The sequence below is a fragment of the Acinetobacter lanii genome (genome assembly GCF_011578285.1).
Lineage (GTDB): Bacteria > Pseudomonadota > Gammaproteobacteria > Pseudomonadales > Moraxellaceae > Acinetobacter > Acinetobacter lanii.
The window spans coordinates 265,449-286,384 of sequence record NZ_CP049916.1; the positions used below are offsets into that span (position 1 = coordinate 265,449).

At 42.8% G+C, this 20,936-nt stretch carries 19 protein-coding genes and 1 tRNA gene; 14 read left to right on the top strand and 6 right to left on the bottom strand.

All coding sequences use genetic code 11. The features are described from left to right. Window positions 1-9: 9 nt before the first annotated feature. Window positions 10-999, top strand: coding sequence for a cation diffusion facilitator family transporter (locus G8D99_RS01240; protein WP_166321881.1), 990 nt, complete (start codon window positions 10-12; stop codon window positions 997-999). A 138-nt stretch (window positions 1,000-1,137) separates the two neighbouring features. Here G8D99_RS01240 and G8D99_RS01245 read toward each other — a convergent pair whose 3' ends face one another. The 4 genes from G8D99_RS01245 to G8D99_RS01260 form a co-directional block, all read right to left on the bottom strand. Then, on the bottom strand, window positions 1,138-1,479 hold the full coding sequence (locus G8D99_RS01245) for a zinc-ribbon domain-containing protein (protein WP_166321883.1): 342 nt from the start codon (window positions 1,477-1,479) through the stop codon (window positions 1,138-1,140). 104 nt (window positions 1,480-1,583) lie between these two features. Beyond that, a tRNA-Glu gene (locus G8D99_RS01250) sits at window positions 1,584-1,659 on the bottom strand. 111 nt (window positions 1,660-1,770) lie between these two features. After that, window positions 1,771-3,279, bottom strand: a complete 1,509-nt coding sequence (gltX, locus tag G8D99_RS01255; RefSeq protein ID WP_166321885.1) for a glutamate--tRNA ligase — start codon at window positions 3,277-3,279, stop codon at window positions 1,771-1,773. Window positions 3,280-3,451: 172 nt separating this feature from the next. Continuing rightward, window positions 3,452-3,784: a DUF4179 domain-containing protein gene (locus G8D99_RS01260; protein ID WP_166321887.1), complete on the bottom strand. Its 333-nt coding sequence runs from the start codon at window positions 3,782-3,784 to the stop codon at window positions 3,452-3,454. Window positions 3,785-4,160: 376 nt separating this feature from the next. On the opposite strand from G8D99_RS01260, the gene G8D99_RS01265 reads away from it, so the two are divergent. Both G8D99_RS01265 and G8D99_RS01270 read left to right on the top strand, forming a co-directional pair. Then, window positions 4,161-5,174, top strand: coding sequence for a sulfate ABC transporter substrate-binding protein (locus tag G8D99_RS01265; RefSeq protein WP_166321889.1), 1,014 nt, complete (start codon window positions 4,161-4,163; stop codon window positions 5,172-5,174). Window positions 5,175-5,371: 197 nt separating this feature from the next. Then, a complete protein-coding gene (locus G8D99_RS01270) occupies window positions 5,372-6,391 on the top strand; it encodes a sulfate ABC transporter substrate-binding protein (protein ID WP_166321891.1) in 1,020 nt (339 codons plus the stop codon). 72 nt (window positions 6,392-6,463) lie between these two features. Here the strand turns inward: G8D99_RS01270 and G8D99_RS01275 are convergent, their stop codons facing one another. Then, window positions 6,464-6,808 carry a hypothetical protein gene (locus G8D99_RS01275; protein ID WP_166321893.1) on the bottom strand — a complete coding sequence of 115 codons (345 nt, stop codon included), beginning with the start codon at window positions 6,806-6,808 and terminating at the stop codon, window positions 6,464-6,466. Window positions 6,809-7,149: 341 nt separating this feature from the next. Here G8D99_RS01275 and rsmH point away from each other — a divergent pair, with 341 nt between their 5' ends. The 7 genes from rsmH (at window position 7,150) to G8D99_RS01310 (ending at window position 15,172) form a co-directional block, all read left to right on the top strand. Beyond that, a complete protein-coding gene (rsmH, locus tag G8D99_RS01280; RefSeq protein ID WP_166321895.1) occupies window positions 7,150-8,064 on the top strand; it encodes a 16S rRNA (cytosine(1402)-N(4))-methyltransferase RsmH in 915 nt (304 codons plus the stop codon). A gap of 10 nt (window positions 8,065-8,074) precedes the next feature. Continuing rightward, the gene (gene ftsL / locus G8D99_RS01285) at window positions 8,075-8,410 is read left to right on the top strand and encodes a cell division protein FtsL (RefSeq protein WP_166321897.1); all 336 of its coding nucleotides are present in this window, start codon (window positions 8,075-8,077) and stop codon (window positions 8,408-8,410) included. Between the two features lie 13 nt (window positions 8,411-8,423). After that, entirely contained in the window at window positions 8,424-10,250 is a 1,827-nt protein-coding gene (ftsI, locus tag G8D99_RS01290) for a penicillin-binding protein PBP3 (protein WP_166321899.1), read from the top strand. A gap of 11 nt (window positions 10,251-10,261) precedes the next feature. Beyond that, on the top strand, window positions 10,262-11,758 hold the full coding sequence (locus G8D99_RS01295; RefSeq protein WP_166321901.1) for a UDP-N-acetylmuramoyl-L-alanyl-D-glutamate--2,6-diaminopimelate ligase: 1,497 nt from the start codon (window positions 10,262-10,264) through the stop codon (window positions 11,756-11,758). Between the two features lie 10 nt (window positions 11,759-11,768). Further along, window positions 11,769-13,178, top strand: coding sequence for a UDP-N-acetylmuramoyl-tripeptide--D-alanyl-D-alanine ligase (locus G8D99_RS01300; protein WP_166321903.1), 1,410 nt, complete (start codon window positions 11,769-11,771; stop codon window positions 13,176-13,178). Next, window positions 13,179-14,297, top strand: coding sequence for a phospho-N-acetylmuramoyl-pentapeptide-transferase (gene mraY, locus G8D99_RS01305; RefSeq protein WP_166321905.1), 1,119 nt, complete (start codon window positions 13,179-13,181; stop codon window positions 14,295-14,297). 68 nt (window positions 14,298-14,365) lie between these two features. Further along, window positions 14,366-15,172 (top strand): putative RNA methyltransferase, encoded by an 807-nt coding sequence (locus tag G8D99_RS01310; protein ID WP_166327430.1) that lies wholly within the window; start codon window positions 14,366-14,368, stop codon window positions 15,170-15,172. An 80-nt stretch (window positions 15,173-15,252) separates the two neighbouring features. On the opposite strand, the gene ponA is transcribed toward G8D99_RS01310, so the two are convergent. Further along, window positions 15,253-17,805, bottom strand: a complete 2,553-nt coding sequence (gene ponA / locus G8D99_RS01315; protein WP_166321907.1) for a penicillin-binding protein PBP1a — start codon at window positions 17,803-17,805, stop codon at window positions 15,253-15,255. Between the two features lie 164 nt (window positions 17,806-17,969). Here ponA and G8D99_RS01320 point away from each other — a divergent pair, with 164 nt between their 5' ends. From G8D99_RS01320 to G8D99_RS01335, 4 genes are read left to right on the top strand one after another with little or no spacing between them, the layout of a single operon-like run. After that, complete coding sequence (locus tag G8D99_RS01320) at window positions 17,970-19,028, top strand: pilus assembly protein PilM (protein WP_166321909.1); 1,059 nt, start codon at window positions 17,970-17,972, stop codon at window positions 19,026-19,028. Further along, window positions 19,028-19,654, top strand: a complete 627-nt coding sequence (locus G8D99_RS01325; RefSeq protein ID WP_166321911.1) for a PilN domain-containing protein — start codon at window positions 19,028-19,030, stop codon at window positions 19,652-19,654. Before G8D99_RS01320 ends, G8D99_RS01325 begins: the two co-directional genes overlap by 1 nt. Further along, window positions 19,651-20,409 (top strand): type IV pilus inner membrane component PilO, encoded by a 759-nt coding sequence (pilO, locus tag G8D99_RS01330; RefSeq protein ID WP_166321913.1) that lies wholly within the window; start codon window positions 19,651-19,653, stop codon window positions 20,407-20,409. Before G8D99_RS01325 ends, pilO begins: the two co-directional genes overlap by 4 nt. Next, window positions 20,406-20,933: a pilus assembly protein PilP gene (locus tag G8D99_RS01335; RefSeq protein ID WP_166321915.1), complete on the top strand. Its 528-nt coding sequence runs from the start codon at window positions 20,406-20,408 to the stop codon at window positions 20,931-20,933. Before pilO ends, G8D99_RS01335 begins: the two co-directional genes overlap by 4 nt. Window positions 20,934-20,936: the final 3 nt, after the last annotated feature.

Here is a 20,936-nt window from a genome sequence, read left to right on the forward strand (position 1 = left end):
GGGTATTCAATGTCAGCGCATCATGGACATGATCATTCCCATGCAGTAGTGACCGAAGAAAATGCCAAGAAACTCAGTATCGCCTTACTGTTGACCACCACATTTTTGCTGATTGAAATTGTTGCAGGCTTCATCACCCAAAGTTTGGCCCTTCTGTCTGATGCGGCGCATATGTTTACCGATGCTGCTGCTTTAGCCATCGCTTTGATTGCTATTAAAATCGGCAAGATGCCAGCAGACAATAAACGCACTTTTGGTTATCAGCGTTTTGAAATTTTGGCGGCATTGTTTAATGCGCTAATGTTGTTTGTGGTGGCGATATATATCGTGTATGAGGCCTATCAACGTTTTAGTCAACCACCTGAAATTCAAAGTCTAGGTATGCTGAGTGTTGCTATAGTCGGTTTGGTGATTAACCTGATCTCGATGAAAATTCTATTTTCCAGCAGTGAAGGGAGTCTGAATGTTAAAGGAGCATATCTTGAAGTACTGAGTGATGCGATTGGCTCGGTTGGAGTGATTCTCGGGGCAATCGTGATTTATTTTACGGGGTGGATGTGGGTTGATACGGTGATTGCTGTGCTGATTGGTTTTTGGGTGCTACCCAGAACATGGCTGTTGTTAAAGCAAAGTATCAATATTTTACTAGAAGGTGTGCCTGAAGAAATTGATATTGAGCGACTCAGAAGCGATTTGCTGAATTTAAATGGGATAGAGAGTATTCATCAACTCAAAGTTTGGGCAATCACCTCCAAAAATATTCATTTAACCGTGCATTTATATGCCCCCGAAACCGATCATCGCCTGTTGTATCGGGAGGCGTTAGAGATGCTGAGTTATGTGCATGGGATTTCTGAAATGACTTTACAAATTGAAGATGATCTGTGTTTGAACCATTTGCATCAACATAAGACTATAGATCAAAACCAAGAGATGGATGAGCAGCACAATGCTCATCGTGGTCATAGTTATGGTCATGGTCATGAGCATAAACATTAGCATTAAAAAAAGCATTCCCATGCGCACTATGCTGATGGGAATGCTTTTAAATATTAGAGCTGATCTCTTAGTCTGAACTCATGCATTACAATTCACACTGAGCTTCAACACAATGAAACATCAATCAAGAATGGAAAATTAGTTTTCCCATTCGTGGTTACATTCACGACATTTCCACTTTTTCTGTGATTGCATGAAGGCTTGCATTGAAATTTTAAAATCAGGAAGGTCACGCCAGAACATAATGCCTGATACCACTGCCACTGCGGCAGCCGCATACGTTAAAATTTGCAGGGTCTGACCGACACCACTGCCAAAAATAGACATTACGATACAAATGATGATCAGCAACAATAAAACCAAGATCGTTGGAATTAAAATCACGAGGCTTTTAGGCACCATTGGGCGTGCGGCGACACCATTGGCTTGAGCAACGGGCATCACTTTACGACTTTGGCATTTCGGGCATTGGTATTGCATGACAACTCCACAATTCTTTTGGCTAATTCTATAACATTGCAGTGCAAATCGAAAATTTACAGATAAAAAAAAGCCACTGATTGAATCAGTGGCTTTTTAGAATTTGGCGTCCCTACGGGGATTCGAACCCCGGTTACCGCCGTGAAAGGGCGATGTCCTAGGCCTCTAGACGATAGGGACAATTGAGGCAACACTGGTTAGCTAACTTAGCTCAACCGACATTGTTATTCACGCTGTCTGTGTGGTCGCTATATTAGGGGCATCACGACCACACGTCAACATTAAATTCAATTAAGCTTGATCAACTGCATCATTTTTCGGCAGTTTTAGGCTTTCATTGAGTTTTTCCCATACTTTCGCTTCTTTTTTACTCGGACCGCCTACAATTTCAAGGGCATGACGTAAACGAGCAAAGGTCAAATCAGGACCAATCGTCACCATAGACTGCATTACTGGCGTTGAAGAGGTTGAACCTGCAATCGCAATAAAGAAAGTCGGCATGAAATCACGCAGTTTGATTTCCATTTGGTTGGCCAAGTCCATTAAGGTTTGGCTCACCGTGTCATTGTTCCAGGTAAACAAGCTCTCTAAACGCCAAATAGCAAATTGAAGACTTTGACGCACTTGTTCTTCAGAGAGTTTCTTGCTTTCAAACTGTTCTTTAGACAAAGTCGGGAACTGGTTGAAGTAGAAGCCTGCCCAATTCACTGCTTCAGACAATAAATTGATACGTGGTTGAATCGCAGCAGCAATCTCTTCTAAGGTTTGACGGTCAGATTTCCATGCCAATAGAGTGTCGAGTAACTGACCTGGAGTAAGCGCTTTAATCCACTGACCATTCAGCCAATTGAGTTTTTCAACATCAAAAATTGGACCACCTAAAGACACACGTTTAATGTCGAAGTTTTCGATCATCTCAGCTAAAGTGAATTTTTCACTTTCGTCTGGCATCGACCAACCCATACGACCTAAGTAGTTGAGCAACGCTTCAGGTAAAACACCGATGTCTTTATAGTAGTTAATTGAGGTTGGATTTTTACGTTTAGACAATTTTGATTTGTCAGGGTTACGTAGCAATGGCATGTGACACAATACAGGCATGTCCCAACCAAAGTATTGGTATAACAACTGATGTTTCGGTGCAGATGGAATCCATTCTTCACCACGGATCACGTGCGTGATTTCCATCAAGTGGTCATCAACCACGTTAGCCAAATGGTAGGTCGGTAAGCCATCCGTTTTGAGTAGAATTTGCATATCCACTTGTGCCCATGGAATTTCTACTTCACCACGCAGCATGTCGTTAAATTTACAAACGCCTTCAGTGGGCACTTTCATACGAATCACGTGTGGTTCGCCAGCAGCAAGGCGACGTTGTACTTCTTCTTCTGACAACAATAAACCACGACCGTCATAACGTGGAGATTCGCCACGGGCTTGCTGTTCCGCACGCATTTGATCAAGCTCTTCAGCGGTTGCGAAGCAGTAGAATGCATGACCTTTTTCGACCAGTTCCAAAGCGTACTGTTTATAAATGCCCATACGCTCAGATTGACGGTAAGGTGCATGTGGGCCACCGACATCTGGGCCTTCAGACCAGTTTAAACCCAACCAACGCAGTGAATCTAAAATCATTTTCTCAGATTCAGGAGTTGAGCGAAGTTGGTCAGTGTCTTCAATACGAAGAATAAATTCACCACCATGTTGTTTAGCAAAGCATAAGTTAAACAACGCAATATAAGCTGTACCTACATGAGGGAAACCTGTAGGAGACGGGGCAATACGAGTACGAACAGTCATAGTCGAAAATTATTCAAATATAAATTGCATCTATTATAACGAAAAAGCCCAATCGCTTAATGATTAATTCATCATTTCAGGATCGGGCTTTCAAAATCTTGCGAGGGCTCAAGATTTGCGTAATTTTTTTATATGTTAGCTAAGCTAATAAACTGTTTTCAGAAACCTTTGATTAACTATGTTGTGGGAAAATCGATTGAACAAAACGTGAAAAACGTTGATGCTGTTCGGCAAAGAAATTCTGCGTCGGTGCAATTTGAATGGTGGTCATGACTTTGATTTGGTCATTATCAATGACCGTATTGGAATCATGACGATCACGTTTTTGTTGTGACAAGGCTTTTTCAATTGGAGACAAAGGTTTGAGTAATTTGTCCGACTTTTCCATGACCATATTGGTCTGCACAGCGGCAGTGGTCTTTTTCAAAGCTGCAGAATGACCAACTTGCACAGTGGTCGCAATCATTAGGCTTAAGCCGAGTGTCTTATAAAATGCTGTTTTCATGTAATGTCGTTCCCCCGAACTTGATATTGTTATGTACGTTTTACATTATGGATTATATTTTAACCATAAATTCCATAAAAAGTACAATTACATCACACTTTTTTACAAACTATGCTTAAAAAAAGCAGGACATGTAATGAAGTGCAACCGTTATGGCCATTTTTATATTTGTAACAAATAAATATGAACTGAACATGAAGATGTCTATTTGCATCTAAAAATACAGCTTTTTACAAGCCCAGGAGGCGATTCAATAGACAATAGGGGTATATCTTAAAAAAAGAATTGCACATTTTTTATTCTTATAACCAAATGATTGTGAAATAAAAAAAATAAAAATATAGTGCTCTCAATCATAAAAAAATAAGCGAAATCCATGAAAAAAATCATTTTAAGCACCTTACTCAGTGTGGTCGGTGTGTCTGGACTGCTAAGCAGTGTAAATGCTTTCGCCGCCGATAAAACTTTATTAAACGTGTCTTATGATCCGACTCGTGAGTTTTATCAAGAATACAACAGCAGTTTTGGTGAATATTGGAAAAAGCGCACCGGTCAGTCAGTGGATTTTAAACAATCACATGGCGGCTCAGGTAAACAAGCGCGTTCCGTGGTCGATGGTTTACAAGCCGATGTGGTGACATTGGCATTGGCCAATGACATTGAAGAAATCGTTAAGGCGGGGCTGATTCAACCGGGTTGGCAAAAAGAATTTCCCAATAATTCGGCCCCTTATACCTCGACCATCGTATTCTTGGTGCGTAAGGGCAATCCTAAAGGGATTAAAGACTGGAACGATTTGATCAAACCCGGTGTTGAAATCATTACCCCAAATCCAAAAACAGGCGGTGCACCACGTTGGATCTACTTATCGGCTTGGGGTTATGCCCTCAAACAACCCGGTGGAAATGATGCCAAAGCACGAGAGTTAGTGAAAAAAATCTATAAAAATGTCAAAGTTTTGGACTCTGGTGCGCGTGGTTCATTGACTACGTTTGCTGAGCGTGGCATTGGTGATGTGTTGCTGTCTTGGGAGAATGAAGCGTTGCTTGCGACACAAGGTCCTGAAAAAGATAAATATCAAATCATTTATCCATCGATTTCTATTTTGGCTGAACCATCGGTGGCGATCGTGGACAAAGTGGTCGATAAAAATGGCAATCGTAATTTGGCCAAAGGTTATTTGAATTACTTGTATTCGCCGTTAGGGCAAGATTTAGCAGCCAAATATAATTTCCGTCCTCGTGATGCTAAAGCTGCAGCCAAATATGGCAATAAATTCCCGAAAATCCAATTGTTCACCATTGATAAGGTCTTCGGTGGTTGGGCAAAAGCACAGAAAACCCATTTCGTGAATGGCGCGATTTACGATCAAATCGTGGCTGAAAAATAGTTTAAATTTCGAGTCATTATAGAAAAAAAGAGTGCATCAATTTGTGCTCTTTTTTTATTTGAATATACGGCTTTTAATACGATTTAATTTTAACAAGATAGTGTGAAGCAAAGATTGATAGTGATTTAAGGTGAATGATTTGCGGTTTATATCTGAATTTCATATATTGAGCGCAATATGATTAAAATTGAGCCGTGATGAAATTAAAATTTAAAACTGTGTTGACCCATGTACTGTTGGTCGCAGGTCTTACGGGGACTGCAGTTACTACACAAGCCGCTGAGCGTGAATTTTTAAATGTGTCTTATGATGCAACACGCGAATTTTATACCGAATTTAACCAATCTTTTGGTGACTATTGGCATAAGCGTACCGGTCAAAAGATTCATTTTAAACAATCGCATGGCGGTTCAGGCAAACAAGCACGTTCGGTGGTCGATGGTTTAAAAGCCGATGTGGTGACTTTAGCTTTAGCCAACGACATTGAAGAAATCGTGAAATCAGGTCAGATTAAATCAGGTTGGCAGAAAGAGTTCCCGCATAATTCTGCACCTTATACTTCAACCATCGTATTTATGGTACGTAAGGGCAATCCAAAACACATTAAAGATTGGACCGATTTGACCAAGCCGGGCGTACAGATCATTACCCCAAATCCAAAGACCGGTGGATTACCACGTTGGGTGTACTTGTCGGCATGGGGTTATGCACTGAAACAACCCGGTGGTAATGAAGCCAAAGCCAAAGAGATGGTGTCGAAGCTGTATCACAACGTGAAAGTGATGGATTCGGCTGCACGTGCTTCAATGACCACCTTTGCGGAACGTAATATTGGGGATGTGTTACTGACGTGGGAAAATGAAGCATTGGTGACGCAAAAAACTTTGGGTAAAAACAAGTTTGATATCGTCTATCCATCGATGTCGATTTTGACCGAACCTTCAGTTGCGATCGTGGATAAAACTGCTGAGAAAAATGGCAACAAATGGTTAGCACAAGGTTATATCAACTATTTGTATTCACCACTCGGTCAAGATATGGCAGCGAAGCATTATTACCGTCCGCGTAATCCACAGGTGCTGGCAAAATACAAAGCACAATTCCCAACTTTAAAAACCTTTACCATTGATGAAGTGTTTGGTGGCTGGGCAAAAGCGCAACAGACCCATTTTGCCAATGGGGGTATGTTCGACCAAATCTATAACAACAAACGTTAATGGGTTAATGACTCATTCAATGCAAAAAAGCCAATCTTTCGAGATTGGCTTTTTGTCGAGGTCGTCTAAAAATTATTGATCAGCAAGCGCTTTAAAACAATGCGCATAATCTTGTCGAACATTGGCTTGATCTGCTGGGCTCATTGCCAGATATTGATCAATTTTTTTTGCGACAAATCCTGCATAGTATTTGGGCTGACTCAAGGCATAACTTGGCGTACTTTTCTTAAAGAAACGTTCGGCCTCTTCAACTAAGGTGCTTTGATCTGCATCTACAGCCAATTTTTGAATGGTATTACATACTGTTGCAGTATGAATCGCTTTTTGTTCTGCATTTGGACCACGATTAATGAGCCACACAACAGCAATAAGTATTACGACACAAATGCCAAGGATGGGGAGCATTTTTTTGGACATAGCGTTGTCATCATTTTGAATGAAGCTCTATCATGAATCATAAAAAAATGACCATGACAGCCGAATCAACAGGGGGAGGGGATTGGTTCACTAAGCCAATATATTAACAAAAATCCAAGATCATCGAGCAAAGTTTTTTGTTTTCTCTGATGATTGGAGCGCTGCATTTTAAAGATTATATTCATGTTTTTGTACAAGAGATGCTTTGAATTGGAATATTTAGATCAAAAAAATCAAATTCGTCTTGAAAAGTAATATTTCCGTACAAAAAGTCGTTTGGAGCTTTGACAAAACAAGGTAATAATGTGCAGTTAAATTTTCATGGTCTTGATTAAACAATTATGTCGCATATTTCTGTATTACTTCACGAAACTGTTGATGCCTTAGTGGCGGATCGCAATACAGGAATCTTCATTGATGGTACCTTTGGGCGAGGTGGCCATACTCGTTTATTACTGTCTAAATTAGATGAAAATGCGCGTGTTTATGCTTTTGATAAAGATCCGCAAGCACTTGCAGTCGCCGCAGAACTCGAGCAAGAAGATCCACGTTTTAAAATTATTCATGCCAGCTTTGCTGACCTGAAAGCTGAAATGAATCAACGTGGTATCGAAGAAGTTGATGGGATTATGGCAGACTTAGGGGTGTCATCACCACAGCTCGATCAGGCTGAACGTGGTTTCAGCTTTATGAAAGATGGCCCACTCGATATGCGTATGGACAACTCTCAAGGCTTAACGGCGGCAGAATGGTTGGTTGAAGTGGATGAAGAGCATTTGGCCAATATTATTTTCCAATATGGGGAAGAGCGTTATAGTCGCCGTATTGCCAAAGCGATTAAAGCGGCAGGTTATATTGAAACCACAGCGCAATTGGCTGAAATTGTCAAAGTCGCGCATCCGAAATGGGAAAAGAATAAACACGCCGCAACCCGCACTTTCCAAGCGATTCGTATTGAAATCAATAAAGAACTCGATGATGTACACGCATTTTTGCCACAGGCTTTAGATTTGTTAAAATCAGGTGGGCGTTTGGCGGTGATCAGCTTCCATTCTTTGGAAGATCGTATTATTAAACAATTTATTCAAAAAGAATCGACACTACCTGAAGACACCAGTTGGGGTATGCCACAAAAAGTGCAAGATAACCGTCGATTGAAAAAAATTGATCGTGTCCGTGCCAGTGAAGCAGAAGTCAAACAAAATCCACGTTCACGTAGTGCGTGGCTACGTGTTGCGGAACGCTTAGAGAAATAAAAGGCGAACAATGAAAGCAGAAAGTGTAGAAGAACAAATCAGCACAACCGATCGCTTGGCACGAAATAAAATCATTGCGTATAGCATCCTTGCGCTGTTGGTTTTAAGCAGCGCTTTTATGGTGGTGTATCAAGTGTATTTGTATCGTCATGATTTTCGTGAGTTCAATACACATATGCGTGATCGTGAAGACATTAATGCAGAGTGGGGGCGTTTGCTGATTGAACAGCAAACCTTTGGTGCTACGGCACAAATTGGGACACGTGCGGTAACGCAACTGCGTATGTATTCGCCACCAACTGCACAAACCGCAGTGATTTCATTACCAACAACACCAGCAAAATAAATAGGCATGCTGAATGGTCGATAAACGGACAACCAAACAACCCCGTAAAAAGCAGCAATCTATAACAGAAAAACCGACGATTGCAGTCGATATGTGGCGTTTTTATTTAATGTGGGGCGTGGTGCTGTTGTGCTTCGTGGTTTTGGTTGCACGTGCCTTTTATGTGCAAGTGGTCAATAAAGACTTCTTGCAAAATAAAGCCAATGCCAAAATTTTAAGAACTGAAAAACTCAAAGCCATGCGCGGTGTGATCAGTGACCGCAATGGTGTGCCGCTTGCGATCAGTACACCGATCATGAAGGTAGTGATTGACCCGCAGAACTATTTTGAAACCAAAGAAACCTTTGACAAAATTACGGCTGAACTGAAGAAAAATCCAAACAGCTATAAGCTGAAAAATCAGCTACCTAAAGAAAATCTGAACCTTGATGACTTGGCGGATGCGGTCAGCATTGATCGTGCTGAACTGAAAAAACGGGTTGAAGCAAAAAGACGCTCACGTTATGTGGTACTCAAAAAAGAAGTGCCACCACCGCAAGCCGATTTATTGGTTCAGCGTAATTTCGCTGGGGTATATGCAGAGAAATCTTATAAGCGTTATTACCCACAGCCACAGCCCAATGCGCAAATTATTGGCTTAACCAATACCGAAGGCACCGGGATTGAAGGCCTAGAAATGCAGGTCAACAAACGTTTGGCCGGTGTCGATGGTGAGCAGAAAATTGCCCGTGACAAACAGGGTAATCGTGTCAAAACCCCTGAAGTGATTAAAGAAGTTCAGCCCGGTGAAAATATTACCTTGAGTATCGACTCGCGTTTACAGTACATCATGTATCGTGAATTAACAGCAGTCGGTGTGGCCAATAATGCACGTTCAGCCACAGCCATTGCAGTCGATGTCAAAACCGGTGAAATTTTAGCGATGACCAGTTGGCCGTCGTATAACCCAAATGATAAGAATAGTTTAGCCAACAAAGATGCCATGCGTAACCGTGGTGCGGTCGATTCATTTGAACCGGGTTCTACCATGAAGCCGTTGACCATTGCTATGGCCTTGGAAAGTGGCAAATTCACCACCAATTCTGTGATTAATACCTCGCCGGGTTCAATGCGTGTGGGCAACCATACCATTCGAGATACGCATAACTATGGTGCACTGACTTTGGGTGGGATTATCCAAAAATCATCCAACGTCGGGGTGTCTAAAATAGCCTTGTCATTGCCTTATCCAACCTTGCCGACTTTTTATAAACGTTTAGGTTTTGGACAACGTTCTGCCGTTAAATTCCCAGGTGAAAGTCCAGGTTTGATTTTGCCGCCAAGTAAATGGAACGTATCTGAAGTTGCGACCATGTCCTATGGTTATGGTTTGAATGCGACTGTACTGCAAATGGCAGATGCCTATGCCATGCTGGCCAATAAAGGTTTAAAAATGCCTTTAAGCTTGTACAAGCTCGACAAGCAACCCAAAGGTGAGCAAATGATTGATCCAAAAATTGCGGATCAAGTTTTGTTGATGATGGAAGGCGCGACTTTACCGGGCGGTACGGCAACGCGAGCAGCGATTCCGGGATACCGTGTGGCGGGTAAAACCGGTACAGCACATAAGCTTCGTCCAGACCGTAAAGGCTATTCAACCACCGAATACCGTGCACTGTTTGCTGGTGTTGCACCAGTTAGTGATCCACGACTGGCGATGGTGATGGTGGTTGAGAATCCGAAAGGCGCATATTTCGGTGGTACGGTGTCTGCACCGGTGTTTGCCAAAGTGATGCAAGAGTCGTTACGTTTGCTCAATGTACCTTTAGATAAACCTTTAGAAACTCCAAAATTCCAGTAAATAGGTGAAGAATGTCCATTACATTTTTAGATCTTTACACCGTTGAGCAAGCACCTGAATGGATGAAGCAATCCTTTCAGGGCTTCAATCTGGATAGTCGTAAGGTCAGCGCAGGGCAAATTTTTATTGCCCTGACGTCATTTTCACAGCCTGAAAAAACCATCGAATTTGCGCAAAAAGCGCTTGAGAATGGTGCAATCGGGGTGATTTCTGAAACCGATTTAGGCTTAAAGAATGGGTATGTCATTGCTCAAGTTCGCCACTTGATGGGCACATGGCAACAACATTATTTACACGCCACTCAACCCTTAACGCCTGCACGGATTATTGCGGTCACAGGCACCAATGGTAAAACCACCATTTCACGTTTGATTGCTGAGCTTTTAATGCTGAAAGGCAAAAAGTGTGCGGTGATGGGAACCACAGGTAACGGTATTTTACCGAATCTTGAGTCGTCATCGCATACCACGCTGGATGCTTTGCGTTTGCAAACAGCCTTGCATGAATATGCACAACAAGGTGCTGAATTTTCATCAATTGAAGCCAGTTCACATGGTTTAGAGCAAGGGCGTTTAAATGGCTGTGCGATTGAAATTGCAGCCTATTCGAATCTGAGTCGTGATCATTTGGATTATCACGGTACGCTTGAAGCCTATGCGGAAGCCAAATCGCGATTATTTCAGTTTGAGTCACTGAAAGTGGTGATCATCAATATTGATGATGCGCATGCTCAAGTGATGCTGGATGCGGCACGAAACAATCCTGCACAGCCAAAGATTTTAACTTACTCAACCACCCAAGCGGCCGACTATCAAGTCCAAGGAATTCAATATAGCTTGAATGGGGCACATTTTCAGTTGGTGACGAAAGATGCACGCTATGCCGTGCATAGTCCATTGCTCGGTCATTTTAACATTGAAAATATCGTGGCGAGTTTGGTGGCAGCAGAGCAGGCAGGCTTTGAGCTAGGTGAACTCATTGCACGGGCACCTCAATTGAAAGGTGCACCGGGCCGTATGCAAGTCATTCGTGACGGTGAACGTTTATTTGTCGTGGATTATGCGCATACCCCTGATGCTTTAATTCAAGTGTTAACAACATTAAAACGTCATGTATCGAAAAATTTATGGGCGTTGTTTGGCTGTGGTGGAGATCGTGATCGTGGCAAGCGTCCGCTCATGACCCAAGCTGCACTTAATTATGCCGATGTAGCATTAATCACCTCAGATAATCCACGTACTGAGAACCCTGAGCAGATTTTTGCGGATATGAAAGCGGGCATCGATTTTGAAAACAAAATCGTGCATGAAATTCATGACCGTCGTGAAGCGATTAAATTTGTCGTTCAACAGGCAAACGAGGGTGATATTGTGGTGATTGCCGGTAAAGGGCATGAAAATTATCAAGAAATTGATGGTGTTCGACATTGGTTTGATGATGTGGTGGAAGTACAAGCTGCGATTGATGCCCAACATCATGATTTAGATTCCGCATTTCCTGCACAATAAGGACATTGATATGCATACTTCAACCACCAGTACGGTTCCTTTAATGCCTTGGACTGCGGAGGAGTTGGTTCAAGCGACACAAGGGCATTGGCACAATAACAAAGCGCCTCAAACCACGATCAAACGTATTTTGACCGATTCACGCCACGCTGAGCAAGGTGATGCTTTCTTGGCGCTCAAAGGTGAACGTTTCGACGCGCATGATTTTATTGCTCAAGTTGCAGAAAATGGCTGTGAAGTCGCGATCGTGAGCCATCCTGTCGATGCTGATCTTTGCCAATTGGTGGTTGAAGACACGCGCTTGGCTTTAGGTCATTTGGGCGCATTTCGCCGCCAACAATATGCTGAGCTTAAAGTCATTGCTTTGACAGGCAGCAGTGGTAAAACCACAACCAAAGAAATGCTCGGTAGTATCTTAAGCCGATTAGCACCAACCTTGATCACACGCGGTAATTTAAACAATGATTTAGGTGTACCGATGATGCTGTTAGAGCTTCGTCCTGAACATCAATACGCCGTGATGGAGCTTGGTGCGAGTCATCAAGGCGAAATTGACTACACTTCCAATTTAGTTCAACCGCATGTGGCAGGGATCCTGAATATTGGTACAGCGCATTTGGGTGAGTTTGGTGGTCGTGATGGCATCTGCCGTGCTAAATCTGAAATTTATACCCATATTGCGAAAACAGGGACATCGATTGTGCCTGCTGCCGATGATTTCACAGATACCATTCGTCAAGCTGTGCAAACCGAGCAGCAGCTGAGTTTTGGCATGGGTGGGGACATTTTTGCTACCAATGTGCAGTTACATCCGCAGTCTTCAAGTTTCACTTTAAATACACCACAGGGTGTACGTGAAGTGAATTTGCCGTTTGCAGGAGAGCATAATGTTCAAAATGCCACTGCTGCGACTGCTTTTGCCTTAGCCATTGGGGTCGGTTTAGACGACATTGTGGCAGGTCTAGAACAAGCAGTCGGTGCAAAAGGACGTTTGAACTTTATTCAAAAAGATAAATACCTGTTTATCGATGACACCTATAATGCCAACCCAACCTCGATGCGTGCTGCGGGCGAAGTGCTTGCACAGCAAGAGGGAGTTCGCGTGATGGTGACTGGTGACATTGGTGAACTCGGTGCGAGTGCAGCACAACAACACTATATGTTAGGGCGTGACCTCGTTTCAATTCAAGGCATCAATTTTGTGGTAGCAGTCGGCGAATTTGCGCCTGCTGCACAAGAAGGTGCACGTAGTACACAATATGGTAAAAAAATGCAGGCGTTTTTAACTCAAGCGCAGGCACTGCCATTTCTTCTAGATCTAATTAAAACACATCAACCTCAGTCCATGAGTTTCCTGTTTAAAGGTTCTCGTTATACCCATATGGAAACGTTGATGGCTGACTTGATGGAGAAACTCTAAATGCTGTTATGGTTATTTGAACACTTGGCGGGCTATAACAGCTCGTTTCAGGTGGTTCGCTATTTAACGTTACGTTCACTGCTGAGTGTATTGACTGCTTTGACGATCGGGCTTGTTTTGGGGCCAGTGATGATTCGCAAGCTGCAAGCATTGAAATATGGTCAAGCTGTCAGCTCATATGCACCTGAAGGTCATGCGAAAAAAATGGGTACACCGACTATGGGGGGGGTGCTGATTTTACTGTCTATTGGAATCTCCACCTTATTGTGGGCAGACTTGTCTAATCCTTATGTTTGGATTGTGATGGGTGTGATGGTGATCTTTGGTGCAGTCGGTTGGGCAGATGACTGGATTAAAATTCGTTATAAAGACAATGCCGGTTTACCTGCCAAGAAAAAATTCTTTTGGACTTCAGTGGGTTCATTGGGTGCAGGTATTGCACTTTACGTGATTGCACAGCAACAGCCGAATCCTGTGACCACAGCGAACATGTTGGATTTGCTGATTCCATTTTTGAAGAATTTTAGTATTCCGTTGTCGATCATTCCCTTGGGTTTAGGCTTTATCATTTTCACTTACCTTGTGATTAATGGTGCATCAAATGCGGTGAACTTAACTGATGGTCTAGATGGTCTGGCGATTATGCCGATTGTCTTGGTTGCAACAGGTTTAGGCGTGTTTGCTTACCTAGCAGGGGACACACGTTTTGCGACTTACTTACATATTCCGTATGTAAAATATTCATCTGAGTTGGTGGTGATCTGTGCAGCAATGATTGGTGCCGGTTTAGCATTCCTTTGGTATAACGCGCATCCTGCTCAAGTCTTCATGGGGGATGTCGGTGCATTATCACTTGGTGCAATGCTTGGTACGATTGCGGTGATGGTTCGTCAAGAAATCGTGTTTGCGATCATGGGTGGTGTATTCGTTGTGGAAGCAGTCTCTGTATTCCTGCAAATTGGTTCACTGCGTATGCGTCAAAAGCGTGTGTTCCTGATGGCACCTTTGCATCATCATTACGAGAAGAAAGGCTGGCGTGAAACCCAAGTCGTGATTCGTTTCTGGATTATTACGATTATGCTGGTAGTTTTAGGCTTAATGACCTTAAAATTACGTTAAGCAAAAGACATTCAAAAAAGAGTCGGCATGTGCCGGCTTTTTTTTCGCTAAAAAGACTGGAGAAAATGATGAATCTGCTGATGTGTCCTGTATGTCGTCAGGCATTAGTGCTCAAAGACAAAACGTGGCGCTGTGCAAGCCATCATAGTTATGATGTTGCGAAGCAAGGTTATGTCAATTTACATGTGGTACAGCACAAACACAGTAAAAATCCAGGCGATACCCCTGAATCAGTACAAGCACGCCGCGCTTTTTTAAGTGCAGGGTTTTATGCACCACTACAACAAGCCGTGGTCAAACTGATCCGTGAATTGTGTATTGAAAATTTACTCGATATCGGCTGTGGTGAAGGCTATTACACTGACGCGATGCAAGCTGAAGTGCTGCAATGTGTAGGCGTAGATATTGCCAAAAATGCCGTTCAGGTGGCTGCTAAGCTGAATAAAAACGTGACGTGGGTGGTGGGTACAGGCGCCGTTCTTCCTGTGGTCGATGCGTCTATCAATTTATGTACCAGCTTATTTAGCCCGATTCCTGAGCAAGAAATTTTACGTGTACTGAAAGATCAAGGCTATTTAATGGTGGTGACGCCTGCGACTGAGCATCTCTATGCGATGCGGGAAGCCTTATTTGAAGAAGTGAATCCGCATGAGCCGGCTAAATTTGTTGAGCAGTTAAGTTTGCATTTTGACTTGGTTCAAGAGCATGTGATTGATGCGCCCATGCTATTGCAGCAACAAGATCTTAAACATCTTATTGCAATGACGCCTTATGCTTACAAAGCCAAACCTGAGCTACGTCAAGCATTGGAGCAAAAACAGCAATTTGAGTTAAATGCACAATTCCAAATTTATCTGTTCCAGAAAAAAGCCTGATTAATACAAGGGTTGTGGTATTGCACTTGTATTAAAAAAGCCCTCATTGGAGGGCTTTTTTTATGTGGTAGGACTCGGTTCTATTCCACTTCATTGATTAAATCTTCAAGTGCATCTTGCTTCGGTGTGACTGGTTTAGATGGCGCTTGATTCATTGCCGGTGGCGCTGTTCGTTCAGGTTTTAGCGTTTGTTCCTGCCCGGGTAAATCATCAAAATCCGAGTTGTTGTTTTGTGGCACAACCGGTTTTGGACGATAGATCGGTCGAGCCAGTGGAGGGGTACGATCAGTCCGTTCTGCTTCAACGGGCTGAGGTGTATTGCCACGCTGATCTCGACTTAAAGGTGCTTTGGCATTTTTATCTAAGCTGACCCACGCTGCTGGTGTACCTTCAAGCGCTTTGGCCATAAAGTTACTCCAAATGGGCAGTGCTGCAATGCCACCATATTCACGACGACCAAGTGTAGACGGGGAGTCGAAACCGACCCAAGTGATGGTGACCAGTTTGCCATTAAAACCAGCAAACCATGCATCTTTGGCATCGTTGGTGGTGCCTGTTTTACCGCCTAAATCACTGCGACCAATTTTCAAAGCTGCACGACCTGTACCGTGCACAATCACATCATGCAGAATATTGGCCATATCAAACGCAGAGCTTGATTTTAAAATCCGCTGTGCTTGACGATATTGGCTACTTTCTTCTTTACTCAAAGCTTGTTGCGGTTTCGCTTGTTCTACTTTCTTATTGGTGATTTCTATCACTTCATCATCAGGTGTCGTCGCTTCGGTGGTTTCAGTTGGCTCAGGCTCATCTTTGGCATTAATACATGGGATGCACGCATAGTCTGGATTGGCTTGATAAATGACTTTTCCATAAGCATCTTCAATCCGACTAATAAAATGCGGCTGCACACGGAAGCCACCATTGGCAATGGCTGAATAACCTGTCGCCATTTGCACAGGCAGCACCTGAGGTGTACCGAGCGCGATGGTGTAGTTACGCGGAATTTGATCTTCTTGCAAACCAAAATCCATAAACAATTGGCGAGTACGCTCAATGCCTACGGTTTGTAACAGTCGAACAGACACCGTATTACGCGATAAATACAGCGCACGACGTAAGGGAATCATCCCTAAATAGCGACCATCCGAGTTTTTCGGTGACCATTTTCCAATGGTGATCGGATTATCATTGACCATGCTGTAGGGAGTCATGCCACGCTCTAAAGCCAATGCATAGACAAAGGGTTTAATGGTTGAACCCGGTTGACGCCAGCCTTGTAAGGCACGGTTAAATTTAGATTGATAAAAATTATAACCACCAACGATGGCAATAATAGAACCATCATTTGGATTAACTGCAATCAACTGACCTTGCACTTTCGGCACTTGCACCAATGACCAAGAAGTTTTACTTTCATTTGGACGCAGGCGAACAATATCTTTGACTTTAACAATTTGTGAAGCTCGGCTAGGCGCGCCGCCGACACTATTGGCATTACGATAAGGACGTGCCCAAGACATCCCTGACCACGGTACAGTCACAGTTTTTCCATCTTGCATTAACGCTTCAAAAGAATTGCTATTGACCTTGGTCACTTCCACGGGATAAGTATTGGCATAAGCGACAAAATCTTTAAGCGGTTTGTCATGCGCTTCTGCACCACGCCAGCCATGACGACGGTCATACTCTTCTAGACCTTTTTGTACCGATTCTTCTGCAAATGCTTGGCGTTTATAGTCAATGGTGGTGTAAACCTTGTAACCTGAGTCGACCGCTAATTCACCAAATTTACTCACTAATTCTGAGCGGACCATTTCGCCGACGTAGGGAAAACGATTGCTGATACCGCGATCAGGCATGTTCAGCACCACAGGCTCCGCGACAGCGGTTTGATATTGCGCTTGGCTGATATAACCTAATTGCAACATCCGTCCTAAAATCCAGTTACGACGCTCTAAGGCACGTTCTGGATTTGCTACAGGGTTGTATTTTGATGGTGCTTTTGGAAGTCCTGCAATCATCGCCATTTGAGCAATGCTGAGTTGATCTAAACTCTTGTCATAATAAATCTTGGCTGCAGCAGCAATACCATAGGCATTTTTGCCTAAGAAAATCTTATTGACATATAAAGTTAAAATATCTTCTTTGGATAAATTTTGTTCTATTTTGCGTGCCAAGAAAATTTCAGTCAGTTTGCGCTTTAAGGTTCGATCTGCAGATAAATAATAGTTTTTTGCCACCTGCATGGTGATGGTAGAACCACCTGTTTGTACATCAGAACCGGTTACCGTTTCACTGACGGCACGCCCTAAACCTTTAAAACTAATCCCACTGTGTTCAAAAAATGAAGAATCTTCAGCGGCTAAAAAAGCATGAATAAAAGGCTTTGGAATTTGATTATATTCAACAGGTACTGAAAGTTTGCCCCCATATTCAGCAATCAATTGATTGTCTGCAGTGTATACCTGTAACGGTTTTAGCAAAGGTGCCTTTTTCAATGAACCCATCTCTGGAAGAGAAGGCGCAATGTAAAGATACATGCCATAAAAGCCCATCGGAATCGTGACTAAAATGATGATAATCAGCAAAAAAAAGGGATGAATGTGTCCACAACAAGATAGCTTTTTCATAACAAGTAAGTTTTAATAGGTGCTAAAGGCAAACTAATTGATGGTCAGTATAGCTTCTCATTTAACGGAAATGTTAGTTGAGTTTTTATATCCGCAAAAAAATTAGACCAAATGTATTGAGTTTGTGTTGTTGTTGGGGAAAGAAAAATAATAGGAATTGCATCGTGCTTAGACTTTATCGTAAGCCAAATAAGGGGTTAATGGGAGTGGATATTAGTTCCACTTCTGTAAAGATTTTAGAACTCTCTGTTAAAAATGGCCGTTACTGGGTAGAAAGCTATGGGCTAAGTCCATTGGTTGACGGCAGTGTCGTCGAAAAAAATATTTTAAATGCTGAAAATGTCGCAGATGCTTTAGAGCGTGCGATGAATATTGCCAATCCACAATCTTCCAATGCAGCGATTGCTGTACCGACTTCGATGGTGATCAATAAAATCATCGAGATGGACGCTGACATGAGCGATGATGAACGTGAAGTTCAGATTCGTATGGATGCAGAGCAATACATTCCATTTCCATTGGATGAAGTGAGTTTGGACTTTGAAGTTCTCCCTGAAAAACTCGCCAATCCACAACGGGTTAATGTGCTCTTGGTGGCAACACGTACTGAAAATGTCGATTCTCGTGTCGAGGTTTTGGATCTGGTTGGACTGGAGCCGAAAGTGGCGGATGTCGAAAGTTATGCACTCGAGCGTAGTTTTGAGGTGTTTGCAGATACTTTACCGATTGGCGTGAACTTGGTTGGTATTTTAGATATTGGTCACACCATGACCACTTTATCTGTGATGCAAAACGGCAAGATTATTTATACCCGTGAACAGGTCTTCGGCGGCAAACAATTGACTCAAGACGTGCAAAATCGTTATGGACTGTCTTTTGGGGAAGCAGGGCGTGCCAAGAAAGATCGCACGCTACCTGATGATTATGAATCAGAAGTTTTAATGCCATTTTTAGATGCGGTGGTACAGCAAGCTGCGCGTTCATTGCAGTTCTTCTTTTCTTCTTCTCAGTTTAATGAGATTGATCATATTTTATTGGCGGGTGGTAATGCCAATATTCCTGGTCTACAAAAACTCATGCAACAAAAATTAGGCTATCGTGTCACTGTTGCCAACCCATTTCTACAAATGGGTTTTTCTCCTCAAATCGATCTTAGAAAAATAGAAAATGATGCGCCATCTTTGTTGGTGGCGTGCGGATTAGCATTGAGGAGTTTTGATTAATGGCAAAGATTAATTTACTCCCTTGGCGTGATGAGCTAAGAGAACAACGAAAAAAACAATTTATCACCATTTGTATCGCTGTTGCGTTATTGGCCATTGCTTCGGTCTTGGGGACTTGGTTTTATTTGAATCAAAAGTTGGATGATCAAGAACAAGCCAATCAACTGGTGACCAGTACCAATCAAAATTTGGATACCCAACTCAAAACCCTAGATGGTCTGCAAGAACGCCGTAATAGTGTGATTGAACGGATGAAACTGATTCAAGGTCTAGAAGGGCAACGCCCAGTGACTGTGCGTTTGGTTGATGAGTTGGTTCGGGTGATGCCTAGTACGGTTTATGTGACCAAATTTAGCCGTGTTGGGGATAAATTTACCATTGAAGGCAATGCCGAAAGTCCGAACAGTGTCGCTGAATTACTACGTGGCTTAGAAGCCTCCGAATGGTATCGCAATGCCTTTATGAACTCGTTCTTGGCAGCGCCAGAAGTCAAAGACAAAGCGCCAAGTTCAGTGGTTCCGCGTGTTGAAGAATCCTATGGCACCTTTGTCGTGACGGCGGATATTGGGGAAATTGCATTACCGGCGCCAACAGATTCAAATAATAATAAGGGGGCTACGCCATGAGCCGTGAAGACTTAGACGATTTTGATGATGCGCTCGATACACCGAAAAAAAATAAAATGACGGTGGATAAGTTTTTTCAACAGTTCAATACCTTAGATACCAATAACTTTGGAAGCTGGCCTTTATCGGTCAAAATTACCGTGTGGTTATTTTTGTTTTTTGTGGTGTGTGCCATTGGTTATTTTCTGGCGATTAAGCCGAAACTTGAGGCGATTGATCAAGCCCATGCACAAGAGCAAAACTTGCTGAATGAGTTTAAAGACAAAGATTCAAAATTACGTAATCTGCAACAGTATCAAGCGCAACTCCAACAGATGGAAGCCAATTTTAATCAGCAACTGCAACAGTTGCCGAAAGAAACTGAAATTCCAAGTTTGGTTGAAGACATTAACGTGACCGGTGTCAATTCAGGACTCAAGTTTAAAAATATTCGTTTGGAAAATGAGGTCACGCAAGAGTTCTTTATTGAACAGCCGATTTCGATTGAAGCGACGGGCGACTATCATGCTTTTGGAATGTTTGTCAGTGGAATAGCAACCTTACCACGTATCGTGACCTTGCATGATTTTGTGATTACCGCAACGCAAAATACCGATAAAAAATCGGATATTCCAACAGTCGATTATTCACTCAAAGCCAAAACATACCGTTATGTAGCTAATGCCAATGATGTTCAGACATCAACACCTGTCAACACTGCAAATACTGGAGAAGCACCGCCACCTGCACCAACAACTGAGGAGGTGAAACAATGAAAAAAATAAGCATACTTTCTACCTTAGCGGTTTTGGCAGTGTTGAGCGGTTGTGACTCGCGTATTGATGCAGTCAATCAAGAAATGGCGAATATTCGAAATCAGCCACCATTACCGATTGAACCTGCACCGGTGTTTAATCCTGTACCGGTGTTTCACTATTCTGCTCAGCAACTGCGTAGTCCAATTTTGCCGAATTCGTTGGCCAATGAGCTGAAAATTATGTCGGGCAAACGGGTCTATCCGAATTTTTCTCGGCCGCAGCAGCCCCTTGAAAGCTATCCATTAGAAACTTTGAATTTGAAAGGCAGTTTGAAAAGTAAAAGTGGTCAAATTTTGGCGCTAATTCAAACGCCTGATGGGGAAATTGAAAAGGTTCAGCGTGGCAGTTATATGGGTGTCAATCAGGGGCGTATTGTGAATATCACCCCGACACGTATTGATTTGCTCGAAATTGTACCTGATGGCCGAGACGGTTATATCGAACGACCAAGAAGTTTGGTGTTAATTGGTCCAGTCGATTGAGAT

Bases quoted from the DNA above. Each gene is read 5' to 3' on its own strand.
- G8D99_RS01240 (WP_166321881.1), top strand. From the start codon at position 10: ATGTCAGCGCATCATGGACATGATCATTCCCATGCAGTAGTGACCGAA.
- G8D99_RS01245 (WP_166321883.1), bottom strand. From the start codon at position 1,479: ATGCAATACCAATGCCCGAAATGCCAAAGTCGTAAAGTGATGCCCGTT.
- gltX (WP_166321885.1), bottom strand. From the start codon at position 3,279: ATGACTGTTCGTACTCGTATTGCCCCGTCTCCTACAGGTTTCCCTCAT.
- G8D99_RS01260 (WP_166321887.1), bottom strand. From the start codon at position 3,784: ATGAAAACAGCATTTTATAAGACACTCGGCTTAAGCCTAATGATTGCG.
- G8D99_RS01265 (WP_166321889.1), top strand. From the start codon at position 4,161: ATGAAAAAAATCATTTTAAGCACCTTACTCAGTGTGGTCGGTGTGTCT.
- G8D99_RS01270 (WP_166321891.1), top strand. From the start codon at position 5,372: ATGAAATTAAAATTTAAAACTGTGTTGACCCATGTACTGTTGGTCGCA.
- G8D99_RS01275 (WP_166321893.1), bottom strand. From the start codon at position 6,808: ATGTCCAAAAAAATGCTCCCCATCCTTGGCATTTGTGTCGTAATACTT.
- rsmH (WP_166321895.1), top strand. From the start codon at position 7,150: ATGTCGCATATTTCTGTATTACTTCACGAAACTGTTGATGCCTTAGTG.
- ftsL (WP_166321897.1), top strand. From the start codon at position 8,075: ATGAAAGCAGAAAGTGTAGAAGAACAAATCAGCACAACCGATCGCTTG.
- ftsI (WP_166321899.1), top strand. From the start codon at position 8,424: ATGGTCGATAAACGGACAACCAAACAACCCCGTAAAAAGCAGCAATCT.
- G8D99_RS01295 (WP_166321901.1), top strand. From the start codon at position 10,262: ATGTCCATTACATTTTTAGATCTTTACACCGTTGAGCAAGCACCTGAA.
- G8D99_RS01300 (WP_166321903.1), top strand. From the start codon at position 11,769: ATGCATACTTCAACCACCAGTACGGTTCCTTTAATGCCTTGGACTGCG.
- mraY (WP_166321905.1), top strand. From the start codon at position 13,179: ATGCTGTTATGGTTATTTGAACACTTGGCGGGCTATAACAGCTCGTTT.
- G8D99_RS01310 (WP_166327430.1), top strand. From the start codon at position 14,366: ATGAATCTGCTGATGTGTCCTGTATGTCGTCAGGCATTAGTGCTCAAA.
- ponA (WP_166321907.1), bottom strand. From the start codon at position 17,805: ATGAAAAAGCTATCTTGTTGTGGACACATTCATCCCTTTTTTTTGCTG.
- G8D99_RS01325 (WP_166321911.1), top strand. From the start codon at position 19,028: ATGGCAAAGATTAATTTACTCCCTTGGCGTGATGAGCTAAGAGAACAA.
- pilO (WP_166321913.1), top strand. From the start codon at position 19,651: ATGAGCCGTGAAGACTTAGACGATTTTGATGATGCGCTCGATACACCG.
- G8D99_RS01335 (WP_166321915.1), top strand. From the start codon at position 20,406: ATGAAAAAAATAAGCATACTTTCTACCTTAGCGGTTTTGGCAGTGTTG.